Genomic DNA, 15775 nt, shown 5'->3' with positions numbered 1-15775 from the left:
CCTCAGGAGCAGACCCGCCCGCTACATCCACTCACTCGTCCGCAGCCACCCCATCATGTTGTCCATCGCCTGCTCGGAGACGCCCGGCGCGCAGCTCGGGGGCGGCGCCGAGCGGGTCGCGCGACCGGGCCCGTACAGGTCGCGCCAGACCGTGCGGGCGCAGGCGAGCACGGCGGGCGCGAGGCGTTCCAGGTCGCGCTGGGCCGTCAGCCCCTTGCCGGACAGGGAGATCGCGGCGACGGCCCGGCCCGCGCCGCGCAACGGGGCCGCGACACAGACGACATCGCGGTGGCTCTCCTCGTGGTCGAAGGCGACGCCCCGGTCGCGGGCCGCGGCGAGCGCGGCGCGCAGCGCGGTCGGATGCGTGAGGGTGCGCGGCGTGCGGGGGCGCAGCCCGTGCGCGAGGACGCCCTCGACGGTGGCCGGGTCGCTGAACGCGAGGACCGCCTTGCCGGCTGCCGTGCAGTACGCGGGCATGCGGCCCCCGACGCGGGAGGGCACCGACGTGTCGTGCAAGCCGCCGATCCGTTCCAGGCAGACCATGTCGGCGCCGTCGAGCACGTACAGGTGCACCAGGTGCCCGGTCGACTCGTGCAGCGCGTGCAGCCGGGGGAGCGCCGTCCGGCGCAGCCGGTTGTGGTGGGCGGCGAGCGCGCCCAGTTCGAGCATTCCCATGCCCATCCGGTAGTCCCGGCCCTCGCGGTCGAGCCAGCCGAGCCGTACCAGCTGGTCGAGGATGCGGTGGGCGGAGGACCGGGGGATCCCGGAGCGCCGGATCACCTCGGTGAGGGAGAGACGCGGCTGTGCGCCGTCGAAGGCGCCGAGCACCTTCGCGGCCTTCTCCAGGAGCGAGGGCGCGGCGCCCCCGACGATCCCGGTCTGCTCGGGCATGGCTGAACCCCCAGGACAACAGGGCGCATCCGCGACATTGCGGGCGCGTTGACGACCTCGCGCCGACCTTGCCATGCGCCCTCGGCCCAGGGGAAGAGTCGGGAGCTAGGTATTTCGGTTCGGTATACCTTTCGCCGTCACGTCGGTCGCTTCGGCGCGCCTGTCGTCGTCATGCCGCACGCCCGTCGTCGTCACGCCGCCCCCGCCACGAGGGACCGCAGCAGCCCCACATCCGCCCCCGTGAGATCGGCGACGACCGTGCGGCCCGGGGCCGGAGCGATCGGCCGCACCGACGGGACCGCGAGGACCGCGCACCCCGCCGCCTCCGCCGACGCCACTCCCGTCGGGGTGTCCTCCACCGCGACGCACCGCGCGGGCTCCACGCCGAGGGTCGCCGCCGCCGCGAGATACGGGTCCGGCGCCGGCTTGGTGCGCGGCGTGTCCTCGGCCCCGTACACCGCGTCGAAGACGTGCCCGTCGAGGGACCCGGCGATCCGGCGCACCACCGCGCGCGGCGACGCCGACACCAGGGCTGTCGGCACCCCGGCCGCGCGCAGTGCGGCCAGCAGCCCGAGGGCGCCCGGCCGCGGCGGCGCGCCCTCGGCGATCCGGGCGGTGAAGCCCCGGCCCAGTTCGTCCGCGAGGTCCTCGCGGGGCGCGCCCAGGGACTCGTACAGGAGGTCCGCCGTGTCCTCGACCGAGCGTCCGAGCGCCGCGGCGCGGCCCTCCTCGTCCAGGGGGCGGCCGTGCCGCTCGGACACGGCCTCGACGACCTCGAGCCACATGTCCTCGGTGTCGACGAGCGTGCCGTCCATGTCGAAGAGCACCGCCTGGAGGGCGGAGGGTTCGACGGGCAGCGCGCGGGTGGGCGCGCCGGCGTGGGCGCGAGGGGTGTTCACAGTGCTCCAGAAGCCGAAGGGACAGGCCGACCCTCTCATTACGGTCGCCCGGCATGACAGGCCGGTGAACGGCGCGCGCCATCGACCCAGCCCACAGGCGACAGCCGGGGAACCCGCCGTGGTTCCCGCTCAGCGGGAACCACCCGTTCTCGGCCCGCGGGAGGCGGGCGTACGGTCCAGCCACTCGAACCCGCACCCAGGAGAGGGCCCCGCATGAGCGAATCCCCGGCCACCGCAGCCGCCGTACTCGAAGCGGTCCGCGCCCTCGCGCCGGCGCTGCGCGAACGCGCCGCCGAGGCGGAGGCGCTGCGCAAGGTGCCCGACACGTCGATCAAGGACTTGGAGCAGAGCGGCTTCTTCCGGCTCCTCCAGCCCCGGGCCTACGGCGGATTCGCCGCCGACCCGGCCGTCTTCTACGCCGCCGTCCGCGAGATCGCCCGAGCCTGCGGCTCCACCGGCTGGGTCGCGTCCGTCGTCGGCGTCCACCCCTGGCACGTCGCGCTCTACGACCCGCGCGCCCAGGAAGAGGTGTGGGGCACCGACCCGTCGACCCGGATCTGCTCCTCGTACGCCCCGACGGGCAAGGTCACGCCCGTCGACGGCGGCTTCCGCATCAGCGGCTCCTGGAGCTTCTCCTCCGGCTGCGACCACGCGGACTGGGCGCTGCTCGGCGGCCTCGTCATGGACGCGGACGGCCGGCCCGTCGACATGCGGACGTTCCTCGTGCCGCGTGCCGAGTACCGCATCGACGACGTGTGGGACACCGTCGGCCTGCGCGGCACCGGCTCCAACAACGTCGTGTGCGACGACGTGTTCGTGCCTGAGCACCGCGCCCTCAGCTTCGGCCCCGTCACGGCCCTGAACGTGCCGGGCCACGCGGTCAACCCGGAGCCGCTCTACCGCCTCCCGTACGCCGCCGTCTTCACCACCACCATCTCCACCCCCATCGTCGGCATCGCCGAGGGCGCCCTCGACGCGTACGTCGAAGCCACCCGCAAGCGCTTCCGCGTCTCCTACGGCCAGCAGGTCGCCGAGGACCCGTTCGCGCAGGTCCGCATCGCCCGGGCCGCCTCCGACATCGACGCCGCGGGCCTTCAACTCCAGCGCAACATCGCCGAGTTGTACGCCTGCGCGGAGCGCGGCGAGGAACTCCCGATGCCGTTGCGCGCCCGCGCCCGCCGCGACCAGGTCCTCGCCACCGAGCGCGCCGTCGCCGCAGTCGACCTGCTCATGGAGAACGCGGGTGGCGGCGCCATGCGCACCGGCCCCAACGCGGTGCAGCGCGCCTGGCGCGACGTCCACACCGGCCGTGGCCACGCCGCCAACGACCCCGAGCGCGCCCTCCTCCTCTCCGGCCAGAGCGCCCTCGGCCTCGACATCCAGGACACGATGCTGTGAGCACCTCTACCGATGCGGTGAACTCCCTTACCTACGAGGGGACTTCGCGGACCGGAAAGGCCGCGGGTCTCACCCTCCACTACCACGAGGCGGGCCCCGACGCCCCGGACGCCCCCGTCGTGATCATGCTGCACGGCGGCGGCCCCGGCGCCTCCGGCTGGTCCAACTTCGGCCGCAATCTGCCCGTGTTCGCAGGGCACTTCCGTACCCTCCTGATCGACCAGCCCTGCTACGGCGCCTCCGACAAGCCCGAGCTCACCAAGGACTTCTTCTCCTGTGCCGCCGACTCCGTCGCCGCCCTCATGGATGAACTGGCCATCTCTCAGGCGCACTTCGTCGGCAACTCCCTCGGTGGCGGCACCGCGACCCGGATGGCCCTCGACCACCCGGACAAGGTCGGAAAGCTCCTCCTGATGGGACCGGGCGGCATCTCCGTCAACCTGTTCGCGCCCGACCCGACCGAAGGCATCAAGAAGCTCTTCGCGTTCAACGGCTCGGGCGAGCCGACCCGCGCCATGATGCGGGACTTCCTGACCACCCTCGCGTACGACGCCTCGATCGTCACCGACGCGTTCGTCGAGGAGCGCTACGCGCAGGCCGTCGACCCCGAGGCCAAGCTCGGCAACGACCGCATGGCCGCGTCCTTCGCCAAGTGGCCCGCCGACACGATGCTGTGGCGCGAGGCCCACCGCATCACCGCCCCCACGCTCCTCACCTGGGGCCGCGAGGACCGCGTCAACCCGCTCGACGGCGCCCTGGTCGCCCTCAAGACCATCCCGGACGCGCGCCTGCACGTCTTCCCGCACTGCGGCCACTGGGCACAGACCGAGCGGTTCGACGAGTTCAACCGCCTCGCCATCGACTTCTTCCGTCACTAGTCACCAGCCACCAGTCACCAATCACCAGCCACTGGTCACCAGCCACCGAAAGGCCCGCAGCCATGGACATCCGCTCTCTGGGCTTCCTCCGCATCGAGACCGTGAAGCTCGCCGAGTGGCGCACCTACGTCATCGACATCCTCGGGATGACCGAGGGTGCCGACTCGACGGACACCATCCTGCACGCCCGGATCGACGACCGCATCCGCCGCCTGTCCTTCGTGGCGGGCGAACACGACCGCCTTCTGTCCGCCGGCTTCGAGGTCGCGAACGCACGCGCGCTCGCCGAGGCCACCGCCGAACTCGAAGCGGCCGGAGTCGCCGTCAAGCACGCCGACGACGCCACCCTCGCCGACCGCCGCGTACAGGGCCTCATCCACTGCGAGGACCCGGCCGGCAACCCCCTGGAGATCTACTGGGGCCAGGCCCAGGACCACACGCCGCTCGCCGCGCCCTACGGCAACCGCTTCGTCACCGGCGACCACCTCGGCCTCGGCCACGTCGTCATGCCGGCCCCCGACATGGAAGCCACCCTCGACTTCTACGAGAACCTCCTCGGCTTCCAGCTCCGCGACCGCATGAAGCTGCCGCCCGCCGCCGTGCCCACGGGGAAGCCGGGCCAGGACTTCTACTGGATGAACTTCCTGAGCCCCAACGCCCGCCACCACAGCCTCGGCCTGTACCCGGGGGAACTCCCGCCCGGCATCGTGCACTTCATGGTCGAGCTGGAGCGCCTCGACGACGTCGGCTTCTGTCTGGACCGCATGAACGCGGCGGGCATCCCGATCGCCTCCACCCTCGGCCGGCACTCCAACGACCACATGGTGTCGTTCTACGCGCAGGCCCCCGGCGGCTTCCAGGTCGAGTACGGCTGGGACGGCCTCATCGTCGACAAAGCGACCTGGGTGACGAAGGAGATCACCTCCGACAGCTTCTGGGGCCACCGGTGGAACGGCTGACCCCGGACGCGTTCCGCGACGTCCTGGGCCACTTCGCGTCGGGCGTCACGGTCGTCGCCGCCCTCGACGAGGACACCGGCGAACCGGTGGGCCTCGCCTGCCAGTCCTTCGCCTCGCTCTCCCTCGAACCGCCGCTCGTGCTGCTGTGCGTCGCCAAGTCGTCGACGAGCTGGCCCAAGGTACGGCGCGCGGGCCGGTTCGGCGTCTCGATCCTCGCCGACGACCAGCGCGCCGTCTGCGCCGCCGTCGGGCGCAGGGGGCCCGACAAGTTCCGCGACGTGCAGTGGGAGCCGGCCGGAGGCGGCGCGGTCCGCGTGGCCGGCGCCCTCGCCACCGTCGACTGCGAGCTGTACGCCGTCCACGAGGCCGGTGACCACTGGATCGTCACCGCCCGCGTCCTCGGCCTGACCGCACGCGACGGCGGCAGACCCCTCCTCTACTTCCGCAGCGCCTACGCCACCGGGGAGTTCGCATGAGTGACGCCGAGATCGGTTACGACGTGGTGGTCGTCGGGTCCGGCGCCGCCGGGTTCGCCGCCGCGATCACCGCCCGCCTGCGCGGCCTGACAGCCCTGATCGTCGAGAAGACCGACCACTACGGCGGCTCCACCGCCCTGTCCGGCGGCGCGATCTGGGTACCGGGCAACTTCCACCTCGACGCGGCCGGCCTCGGCGACACGTACGAGAAGGCCCGCGCCTATCTCGACGCGACCGTCGGCGACCGCGTGCCGGGTGACCGCAAGGACGCCTATCTGCGGCACGGGCCGCGCATGGTGCGCGAGTTCCACGACCGCACCGCCGTCCGCTTCATGTACACGCCCGGCTACTCCGACTACTTCCCGGAGGAGCTCGGCGGCATGGCGCAGGGCCGCTCGGCCGAGCCGTGCGTCGTCGACCTCAGGGAACTCGGCCCGCTCGCCCGGGACCTGCGCCGGGCGGGGCTGCCCACGTACGGGCTGACCATGACGTCGTACGACTTCCGCTTCCTCAACATGGTCGCCCGCACCTGGGCCGGCAAGCGCAGGTCGCTGCGGGTGGGGGCGCGGGCCGTGGGCGCGGCGCTGCGCGGGCGCAAGCTGCTCTCACTCGGTGAGGCGCTCATCGCCAGGATGCGGCTCTCCCTGGAGCGGCTCGGCGGCGACCTGTGGCTGTCCACGCCGCTGACCGGCCTTGTCGTGGAGGGCGACCGCGTCACCGGCGTCCGCGTCCTGCGCGACGGGACGGAACACGTCGTACGGGCCCGCGGCGGCGTCGTCCTCGCCTCCGGCGGTTTCTCCCACGACCAGGCCCTGCGCGACAAGTACCTGCCGCAACCCACGTCCACCGCCTGGACCCACGCCTCCGAGGGCCAGGTCGGCGACGCCCTGCGTCTGGGCGAGGAACTCGGCGCCGCCACCGACCTCCTCGACAAGGTGTGGGGCGCCCCCTCCCTGTGCCCGCCGGGCGAGAAGCCGTTCTTCCTCGTCGCCGACCGGGGCATCCCCGGCATGATGATCGTGAACGCGGCGGGGGAGCGGTACGCCAACGAGGCGGCGCCCTACCACGAGTTCGTGGACCGCATGTACGCCGCCGACCGCCCCGACGCGACGACCGTCCCGTCCTGGCTGATCCTCGACGCCCGCTCCAAGGCCCGCTACATCTTCGCGGGCCTCTTCCCCGGCCGGGCCTTCCCGAAGCGGTGGCGCGAGAGCGGCTTCCTGACGGAGGCCGGCACCGTGGAGGAGCTGGCCCGGATCATCAAGGCGCCCCAACTCGTTTCTGCCATAAGGAGGTTCAACGGCTTCGCCGCCACCGGAAAGGACGAGGACTTCGCACGCGGCGACAGCGTCTACGACCGCTACTACGGCGACCCGACCCTCCAGAACCCCAACCTCGCCCCCCTCGACAAGGGCCCCTTCTACGCCGTCCCCGTCCACCCCGGCGACATCGGCACCAAGGGCGGCCTCGTCACGGACGGTGACGCACGCGTCCTGCGCGAGGACGGCACACCCGTCGCCGGGCTCTACGCCTCCGGGAACTGCTCGGCGGCCGTCATGGGGGAGACGTACCCGGGGCCCGGCGCCACGATCGGGCCCGCCATGGCGTTCAGCTGGGCCGCCGTCAACGACATCGCGGGACCGTCCACTCCAGACGGGCCCTGACCCGCGCGTCGGGGACATGGCGGATCGCGTCCCGCGCCGTGTCGTGCGCGTACCCACCGGGCGCCTCGCAGGCGAGGATCCGCGCGAGCGCCTCGACGGCCCGCGGATCGTGGCGCAGCGCCAGACCGCGGGCCGCCTCCGCCGCGGCGTCCGGGACCGGGTCTTCGAGGAGCGTGGCCAGCGCGTCGCGCACGTCCGCCGTGTCCGCAGGGGCCGCGGCGAGCGCCGCCGCGGCCCAGTTGCGCACATCGCCGTCCGCGTCGCGGGTCAGCGCGACCAGCGCCGCGACGCCCTCGCCGTGACCGGCCGGCACCAGACCCGTCAGGGCGAGCGCCACCGCGCGGCGCACCCGGGGCTCCGGATGCCCGGCGTGGAGCAGGATCTCCGGCAGCGCCGCCAAATCCCCGAGATTCCCGAGCGCGACGACGGCCGAGCGCAGACCGGCGGTGTCGCGGGCCGTGCGGGCCAGGGCGCGCAGCACCGGGAGCGACCTGGCCGTGTACCGGCCCCGCGGCCCCAACTGCCCGAGCACATCCGCCCCGAAGGCCCGCCGCGGCGCCTCACCGCTCGCGCACCACGCGGCCGCCGCGAGGAACGTCTCCTCGTCGCCACGTGCCCGGAACACGGCCACCGCCTCGGTCCAGTCTTCGTCGTCCGGGTCACCGCGGCGCAGCGCACGCTCCGCCAGCTCGGCGGCCGGTGTCATGACACCCAGGTCAGCCTCCAGGAGCGTGGCGATCGCCCCGTGCCCGGTCTGCATGTCGTTGCCCGACCGCGGCCGCCCCTCCTCGTCGAGCAGCTCCACGACCACGGTCACCCCGCCGTCCTCCACGAACCGCTGCGTCACCGCCTCGCTCTCGGGCTGCTCAAGTCCCTTACGCAGCACCGCCGCCACATCCACACCGCACCAGGCCAGCGCCTCCGCAAGCGCCTCGGTCCGCCCCTGCGCGCCGTGTTCGAGCAGCGCACGTACACACCCCGTGGACCCGCGCCGGGCCGCCGCGACCAGCGGAAGACCGCCGCCGGGACCCGGCAGCTGCGGATCCGCGCCGCCGTCGAGCAGCGCCCGCACCACCCGCTCGTGCCCGCGCTGCAGCGCCCACGCCATCGCCGTGAACCCGAACTCCTCGCGCAGATCGACCCGCGCGTCCGCCGCGAGCAGCGCCCGCACGACCTCCGTGTGCCCACCGCACGCCGCCCCGCACAACGGCAGATCCGTGCCACTGCTCAGCCGGTCCGGGTCCGCCCCGGCCGACAACAGCAGCCGTACGATGCCCGGCTCGTCGCTCACCGACGCCAGATAGAGCGCCGTACGGCCCTCGTCGTCCGGCTCGTCCGCCGCGGCGCCCGCGCGCAGGGCCCGCACCACCGCGTCTTCGTCACCGCCGTACACCGCGTCGAACAGGCCACTCGCGCCTGCCTTCTGCTCTTCGTCCATAGGCCGACCATCGCCCCTCACCCGTGGTGAACGCAAAGCGCTTTGAGGCTATGTGTCGCAGTCCATCACGGTGTGGCACAGTGCGCACCGCGCCCGCACCCGGCCCCGCACCGGCACCCTGATCCGCTGATGGCACGTCGGACACGAAAACGTCACCCGCAGCGCGGACCCCTCCGTCGAGAACGCGTACGCACCGCCCGGCGCCACCCCGCCCGCCCCGCTCTCCCGCGCCTCACGCCGGTCCTTCGCGTACCGCCGCCGCCCCGCCCACCCGGCCGCCGTCAGCGGCGGCTGCTGCTCGTCGGCCCGCGCCCGCGCCAGCCCCTTCGTGTACGCGGTGTAGGCCTGCGCACTGGTGAACCACGTCTCCGGCGCCTCACCGAACGCGAGCGACCGCTTGGCCAGCACGTAGCCGAACTCCTCCGGCGTGAGATAGCCGAGCTTCTGCGACGACGCCGCGTCCTCCCGGTACGCGTCGAGCAGCAGCCAGCCCGCCCCCAGATAGGTGGTGGCCGTGTCCGTGAGGATCTCGTTGTCCCGTGTCCCCGGGAACGCGAGACCGAGCCGGTGCAGATAGACGTGCATGACCTCGTGGGCGAGAGCGGCCCCGATGTCCCGCCGGTGCGTACGGAACCGGTCGTTCAGCTCGATGAAGTACTCCGGACCCGCCGCCAGCTCGACACTCGCCGCATGCGTCATCTCGCGGAAGCTGACGATCATCCGCGCCTCCGGCAGCCGGTAGTGCCGCACCAGCTCACGCGCCACCCGCTGCGCCCCCAGATACAGGTCGTCCTGGTCGCAGAACGCCACGTCGACCGGGGCGACGCTCGTCTCGAAGGCGTGCACGGTGTCGTACGAGAGCCGCTTGTACAGCGCGGTCACCGCCGCGCGCACCGTCTCCAGATGCGGAAAGCCGTGCTCCACCGGTCCGCCGTTCGCCACGCCCGCACCCCCTGGGGCCGCCGGGCACCACCGCCCGGACACCGGAACTCCACTGTACGGCGGGATGGGACAGGCCTACCGGGCGCGATTAGTCCAAGACCTTCCCCTCCTTTGTCCATGGGCCCGCAGGCCCCGCCCGCAGCATCGTGATCACCGCGCCCCACCATGAGCGCAGCGAGGACCGTGCCCGCCGGCTCCCACGGAGAGCGGCCGGCACCCAGTCGCGCGTAAAGAGGGGCCGGTTCCGTGATCCGGAACCGGCCCCGTACGTCTGCCCGGCGGCGCCTACGACAACGTCACACGCGGCTCGCCCGCCGCCTCCGTCTCGAGCACCCACACCTCGTTACGCCCCTCGCGCAGCACGGGACCCGGAACGTACAGCGAGTGCTGCGGCCCCACCGACCAGTAACGGCCCAGGTTGAAGCCGTTCACCCACACGAACCCCCGTGTCCAGCCCGGCAGTTCGAGCTCCGCGTCCCCCGCGCCGCTCACCTCGAACGTGCCGCGGTACAGGCCCGCGGCCCCCGCGGAACCGTCCACCGGCGCAAGGCCCCGCACCGCGTCCGCGTCGTCGAACGCGTCCAGGCGCAGCGCCCGCGCCCGCACCCCGTGCAGATACTGCCGCTCGTGCAGCACCCCGCCCGTGACGCCCTTCGACTCACCCGTGCGCGGCCCGTAGTTGACCCGGCCGAGCGACTCCACCCACAGCTCGACGCGGGCGGGCCCCGCGACAGGCTCCGCCAGGACCGGCTCGTCCTCCGTGAGCACCCCGGCCCGCACCCCGTCCACGTACACCACGGCACGGTCCCGCAGCCCCGCCGCCCGCAGCGGATACGCCCTGCGCGGCCCCGGCACGTCCACGCTGTAGCGGACCAGCCCCCGGTCCACATCGAGCTCCTCGAAAGTCGGCGGCACCGCGTACTCGCCCTCCGTCGAACCGAGCCCGTCCAGGACCGCGTCCAGCGGCACGTACGACGTCAGCTCCGCCGTCACCGCGCCGGCCAGCGCCGCCGGCTGCTCGGGAACGTCCGGCAGCGGCCCGTCCGCGTACTCGGCGAACACCTCACGGAAGCGCCAGAACTTCTCCGTCGGCCGCCCGTGCTCGTCGACGGGCGCGTCGTAGTCGTACGACGTCACATCGGGCTGGAGCCGCCCCTCGTGCAACTGCCCCGCCCGGTTCGCCCCCGCCCAGCCCCCGAAACTCGTCCCGCCGTGCGCCATGTACAGATTGACCGACGCCCCGCACTCCAGGATCTCCCGCAAAGCCGCCGCCGCCTCCTCGGCGTCCCGCACGACATGGTCCGCACCCCAGTGGTCGAACCAGCCGCACCAGAACTCCATGCACATCAGCGGACCCTTGGGCCGGTGCCGGCGCAGCGTCTCGAAACCCTTCCGCGCGTTCGACCCGAAGTTCGCCGTCGCGAGGACACCCGGCACCGAGCCACCCGTCAGCATGTGGTCGTCCGGACCGTCGGACGTGAACAGCGCCGCCGTCACCCCGAGCCCGCGCAGACCGTCCGCGAGATGGGCCAGATACACCTGGTCCGATCCGTACGAGCCGTACTCGTTCTCCACCTGCACCATGATCACCGGGCCACCCCGGTCGTACTGCCGCTCCACGACCTGGGGGAGCAGCGCCGCGAACCAGCGGTCCACCGCCGCCAGGAACTCCCCGTCCCTGGTCCGCACCCGCGAGCCCAGCGGACCCGTCAGCCAGTGCGGCAGCCCGCCGTTCTCCCACTCGGCACAGATATAAGGCCCCGGACGCACGATCGCCCACAGACCCGCCTCGCGCACCGCGTCCAGGAACCGGCCCAGAGCCCCCACATCACGCAGCTCGCCGGGGCGCGGCTCGTGCAGATTCCACGGGACATACGTCTCCACACAGTTCAGGCCCATCGCCCGCAGCGTCGCGAGACGGTGCCCCCACTGCTCCTCGTGCACCCGGAAGTAGTGCAGCGCCCCCGACAGGAGCCGCACCGGCCGCCCGTCGACCTCGAAGTCGTCCTCGCCCACTCTGAACCCGGCCATCATGTCCCTCTCGTTCACCGAGAGCCTGTCTTTGCACTCCGGGCGGGCGCGGGGCGTCTGGCACGCAGTGCAAAGACAGGCTCTTACTGCCCGCCACGATCACCTCTGGCGGGCGGCAGGGTCCATGGACAAAGATCAGCCCTGTTTGGACGCAACGCGCGCACCACCGGCACCACACCCGCCCAGGAAGGGACACAAGCGGATGTACCACACCTGGATGCGGTATTTCACCCCCAGCCCGGCCCACCACCGACTCGGCCTCGTCTGCCTCGGCGTCGGCCTCCAGTACGGCGCCCTGCCCACCGTCGGCCCCCGCACCCTCGACCACCACGTCGCCGTCGTCATCACCGCCGGACGCGGCTGGTACCAGGCCCCCGACGGCCGCCGCACCACCGTCACCGCACCCGCCCTCATCTGGGTCACCCCCGGCATCCCCCACCACTACGGGCCCGACCCCGACACCGGCTGGGACGAATGCTTCGTCGACTTCACCGGCCCCGCCGCCACCACCTACACCGAACTCGGCTACATAGAACCCGAGCGCCCCGTCGTCCCCCTCTCCGACGCCGCCCACGCCCGCACCGCCGTCGGCCGCATCGCCCGCGCCGCCCGCCGCGGCAACCCCCTACTCGAGGTCGAGACCGCCGCTGCCGTCCACGAACTCCTCGTAGCCCTGCGCCGCGCCCGCGCCGACATGGCCCCCGACGGCGACCCCGTCCTCCAGTCCCTCGCCCGCGACGCCTTCCAGCCCCTGTCCGTCGCCGAACACGCCGCCCGCCACGGCATGACCCCCGCCGAACTGCGCACCGCCGTCCGCCGCGGCGCGGGCTGCAGTCCCAAGGACTACCTCCTCGGCATCCGCCTCGGCCGCGCCAAGGAACTCCTCGCCGCCACCGAACTCCCCGTCGCCGCCGTCGCCCGCCGCGTCGGCTACGACGACCCCGCCTACTTCTCCCGCCTGTTCACCCGCCGCGTCGGCACCGCACCCGTCCGCTTCCGCGAACAACAGGGCCGCACCGTCCCCGGCGGCTGGTCGAACACCGTCCCCGACCCCGACGACCCCCCGATGCTGCGCTCCCCGGGCGCCACGATCGAGCGCCCCCGCGCCACGTAGGGTTTCCTCCCATGACCAACAGCAACGCCCGCGACGCCGTGGACCCCGCCGTCCGCGCCGAACTCGCCCGCCTGCGCGACAGCATCGACAACATCGACGCCGCCGTCGTCCACATGCTCGCCGAACGCTTCAAATGCACCCAGCAGGTCGGCCACCTCAAGGCCGAACACGCCCTGCCCCCGGCCGACCCCGCCCGCGAGGCCAGCCAGATCACCCGCCTGCGCCAGCTCGCCGAGAGCGCCAAACTCGACCCCGCCTTCGCCGAGAAGCTCCTCAACTTCATCATCAGCGAAGTGATCCGCCACCACGAACAGATCGCCGACGAGGCCGGCGTCACGAGGACAGCCACCACCTGATACGAGGCCCACAGCCCCACCACCCGGCGCGGCGGGCGGCCCCTGTCCCGCCCCGCGCCCATCAGGCAGCATGTCCCCATGTCCGTACTGACGCGCGACGAAGCGCAGACCCGAGCCCAGCTCATCGACGTCCAGCGGTACACGATCGACCTCGATCTCACCCGCGGAGCCGCCACCTTCGACTCCACGACCGTCATCGGCTTCACCACCCGCACGGCCGGAGACACCTTCGTCGAGGTCAGGCCCGCCGCCCTGCGATCCGTCACCCTCGACGGACACCCCCTGGACCCCGCCGAACTCGACGACAACCGGCTCCTCCTCACCGGCCTCACCCCCGGCCCCCACGAACTGCGCGTCGAAGCCGCCATGGCCTACTCGCACACCGGCGAAGGCATGCACCGCTTCACCGACCCCACCGACGGCGAGACGTACACGTACACGCAGGTGTTCATGGATGACGTCCAGCGCGTCTTCGCCGCCTTCGACCAGCCCGACCTCAAGGCCGTCTTCGACCTCACCGTCACCGCCCCCGACGGCTGGACCGTCCTCGCCAACGGCGTCACCGAACACCTCGGCGACGGAACATGGCGGGCGGCCACCACCCCCCTCCTGTCCACCTACCTCGTCGCCGTCGCAGCGGGCCCCTGGCACTCCGTCCGCACCGAACACGCCGGACTGCCCTTCGGTATCCACTGCCGCCGCTCCCTGGCCCCCTACCTCGACGCCGACGCCGAAGAAATCCTCGACATCACCCGCGCCTGCTACGACCGCTACCACGAGAAGTTCGAGGAGCCCTACCCCTTCGACTCCTACGATCAGGCGTTCGTCCCCGAATTCAACGCCGGCGCCATGGAGAACCCCGGACTCGTCACCTTCCGCGACGAGTTCATCCACCGCTCCGCCGTCACCGACACCGAACGCCAGACCCGCGCCATGGTCATCGCCCACGAAATGGCCCACATGTGGTTCGGCGACCTCGTCACCCTCCAATGGTGGGACGACATCTGGCTCAACGAGTCCTTCGCCGAATACATGGGCTACCAGACCCTCACCGAAGCAACCCGCTTCACCGGCACCTGGGTCGACTTCGGAGTGGCCCGCAAAGCCTGGGGATACGACGCCGACCAGCGCCCCTCCACCCACCCCGTCGCCCCCGACGCCGACGCCGTCCCCGACACCGCGTCCGCCCTGCTCAACTTCGACGGCATCTCCTACGCCAAGGGCGCCTCCGCACTGCGCCAACTCGTCGCCTGGCTCGGAGAGAAGGACTTCCTCGCCGGCATCAACACCCACTTCCAGCGCCACAAGTTCGCCAACGCCACCCTCGCCGACTTCATCGCCTCCCTCGCCCACCACACCGACCGCGACGTCCACGCCTGGGCCGACACCTGGCTGCGCACCACCGGCGTCGACACCCTCACCGCCACCGTCACCGAACACCCCGGACGGACGGCGCTCACCCTCACCCGCGACGGCAGCCGCCCCCACCGCATCACCGTCGGCATCTACGACCGTGACCTCATCGACGGCGCCACCCTTGTCCGCCGCGAACTGACCTCCCTCGATATTCCAGACACTTCCGACATCCCCGCCGACGGCGCACACAGCCTCCCCGGCCCTCGCCCCGCCCTCGTCGTCCCCAACGACCAGGACCTCACCTACGCCAAGATCCGCCTCGACCCCCACTCCGAGGAAACCGCCCTGCGCGGCCTCTCCCGCGTCCCCGACCCCCTCACCCGCGCCGTCCTGTGGAACTGCCTGCGCGACATGGTCCGCGACGGCGAACTCGAACCCCTCACCTACCTCGAAGCCGCCCGCGCCCACCTCCCCGGCGAACGCGAACTCGCCAACGTCCAGGGCGTCCTCGCCTTCGCCCGCACCCAGATCGCCGACCGCTACACCACCCCCACCGAACGCCCCGACGCCCTCGCCCTCCTCACCGACCTGTGCGCCGACCTCATCCGCCGCACCGAGGACGGCAGCAACCCGGGCCTGCGCCTCACCGCCGTGCGCACCCTCATCGACAGCGCCGCACACGCCGACACCATCCGCGACTGGTACGACAGCGGCAGCGTCCCCGGCGGCCCCGAACTCGACCCCGAACTGCGCTGGCGCATCCTCGGCCGCCTCTGCGTACTCGGCGCCGTCGACGACGCGGTGATCGAGGCCGAACTCACCCAGGACCCCAGCGCCACCGGCCGGCAGGGCGCCGCCCACTGCCGGGCCGCCCTGCCCGACCCCGAGGCCAAACGCGCCGCCTGGGACGCCATGTTCACCACCGACGAGCTCTCCAACTACCTCTTCACCGCCACCGCCCAGGGCTTCTGGCAGCCGGAACAGAACGACCTCCTGCACCCCTACGTCGCCCGCTACTTCCCCGACGCCGTGGCCGTCGCCCATCGCCGCGGCCCCGCCATCGCCGACGCCGCAGGACGCCACGCCTTCCCCGCCCACGCCATCGACGCCCACACCCTCACCCTCGGCGAAAGCTGCATCGAGAAAGACGACCCCATCCCCGCCCTGCGCCGCCGACTCGCCGACCAACTCGACGACCTCGCCCGCGCCTTGAAGATCAGGACAGCCACCGCAGCCAACTAGGGTCCGGCAGGTACGGGGTCCGGCCGCACCGGACCCCGTACCACCAACCACCCCGCCCCCACCCAATCCCCGTACGGCAGTACCACTTTCGGGTTCCGATCGTTGTGATCACCGGGCACGCCACCGCCACC

At 72.5% G+C, this 15775-nt stretch carries 13 protein-coding genes; 8 read left to right on the top strand and 5 right to left on the bottom strand.

Features of this window, described 5'->3' with window-relative positions:
* Positions 1–21: 21 nt before the first annotated feature.
* Both ACWFR4_RS01230 and ACWFR4_RS01225 read right to left on the bottom strand, forming a co-directional pair.
* Complete coding sequence (locus ACWFR4_RS01230; RefSeq protein WP_453650148.1) at positions 22–891, bottom strand: IclR family transcriptional regulator; 870 nt, start codon at positions 889–891, stop codon at positions 22–24.
* A 191-nt stretch (positions 892–1082) separates the two neighbouring features.
* Entirely contained in the window at positions 1083–1790 is a 708-nt protein-coding gene (locus ACWFR4_RS01225; protein WP_453465750.1) for an HAD family hydrolase, read from the bottom strand.
* Positions 1791–2003: 213 nt separating this feature from the next.
* On the opposite strand from ACWFR4_RS01225, the gene hsaA reads away from it, so the two are divergent.
* The 5 genes from hsaA (at position 2004) to ACWFR4_RS01200 (ending at position 7165) form a co-directional block, all read left to right on the top strand.
* A complete protein-coding gene (gene hsaA / locus ACWFR4_RS01220) occupies positions 2004–3188 on the top strand; it encodes a 3-hydroxy-9,10-secoandrosta-1,3,5(10)-triene-9,17-dione monooxygenase oxygenase subunit (RefSeq protein WP_453650146.1) in 1185 nt (394 codons plus the stop codon).
* Positions 3185–4066, top strand: coding sequence for a 4,5:9,10-diseco-3-hydroxy-5,9,17-trioxoandrosta-1(10),2-diene-4-oate hydrolase (gene hsaD, locus ACWFR4_RS01215; protein WP_453650144.1), 882 nt, complete (start codon positions 3185–3187; stop codon positions 4064–4066). Before hsaA ends, hsaD begins: the two co-directional genes overlap by 4 nt.
* A 62-nt stretch (positions 4067–4128) precedes the next feature.
* On the top strand, positions 4129–5025 hold the full coding sequence (locus tag ACWFR4_RS01210) for a VOC family protein (RefSeq protein ID WP_453650142.1): 897 nt from the start codon (positions 4129–4131) through the stop codon (positions 5023–5025).
* The gene (locus ACWFR4_RS01205) at positions 5013–5501 is read left to right on the top strand and encodes a flavin reductase family protein (RefSeq protein ID WP_382708981.1); all 489 of its coding nucleotides are present in this window, start codon (positions 5013–5015) and stop codon (positions 5499–5501) included. The genes ACWFR4_RS01210 and ACWFR4_RS01205 overlap by 13 nt, the downstream gene beginning before the upstream one ends.
* The gene (locus tag ACWFR4_RS01200; protein ID WP_453650140.1) at positions 5498–7165 is read left to right on the top strand and encodes an FAD-dependent oxidoreductase; all 1668 of its coding nucleotides are present in this window, start codon (positions 5498–5500) and stop codon (positions 7163–7165) included. The genes ACWFR4_RS01205 and ACWFR4_RS01200 overlap by 4 nt, the downstream gene beginning before the upstream one ends.
* Here ACWFR4_RS01200 and ACWFR4_RS01195 read toward each other — a convergent pair.
* From ACWFR4_RS01195 to ACWFR4_RS01185, 3 genes are all read right to left on the bottom strand, one after another.
* Entirely contained in the window at positions 7125–8603 is a 1479-nt protein-coding gene (locus ACWFR4_RS01195; protein WP_453650138.1) for an ankyrin repeat domain-containing protein, read from the bottom strand. The genes ACWFR4_RS01200 and ACWFR4_RS01195 overlap by 41 nt on opposite strands.
* 48 nt (positions 8604–8651) lie before the next feature.
* Positions 8652–9545, bottom strand: coding sequence for a hypothetical protein (locus ACWFR4_RS01190; protein ID WP_453466449.1), 894 nt, complete (start codon positions 9543–9545; stop codon positions 8652–8654).
* A 285-nt stretch (positions 9546–9830) separates the two neighbouring features.
* Positions 9831–11576, bottom strand: a complete 1746-nt coding sequence (locus ACWFR4_RS01185; protein WP_453466467.1) for a glycoside hydrolase family 35 protein — start codon at positions 11574–11576, stop codon at positions 9831–9833.
* 202 nt (positions 11577–11778) lie between these two features.
* Between ACWFR4_RS01185 and ACWFR4_RS01180 the strand changes: the two genes are divergently transcribed.
* From ACWFR4_RS01180 to pepN, 3 genes are all read left to right on the top strand, one after another.
* The gene (locus ACWFR4_RS01180) at positions 11779–12690 is read left to right on the top strand and encodes a helix-turn-helix domain-containing protein (protein WP_453466450.1); all 912 of its coding nucleotides are present in this window, start codon (positions 11779–11781) and stop codon (positions 12688–12690) included.
* Between the two features lie 11 nt (positions 12691–12701).
* Positions 12702–13046: a chorismate mutase gene (locus tag ACWFR4_RS01175; RefSeq protein ID WP_227294149.1), complete on the top strand. Its 345-nt coding sequence runs from the start codon at positions 12702–12704 to the stop codon at positions 13044–13046.
* Positions 13047–13124: 78 nt separating this feature from the next.
* Positions 13125–15644 carry an aminopeptidase N gene (pepN, locus tag ACWFR4_RS01170; RefSeq protein ID WP_453466452.1) on the top strand — a complete coding sequence of 840 codons (2520 nt, stop codon included), beginning with the start codon at positions 13125–13127 and terminating at the stop codon, positions 15642–15644.
* Positions 15645–15775: the final 131 nt, after the last annotated feature.

The sequence above is a fragment of the Streptomyces sp. NPDC055140 genome, assembly GCF_053607285.1.
Note: the sequence above shows the minus strand (reverse complement) of the source record. Positions and strands in the feature narration are given on the sequence as shown.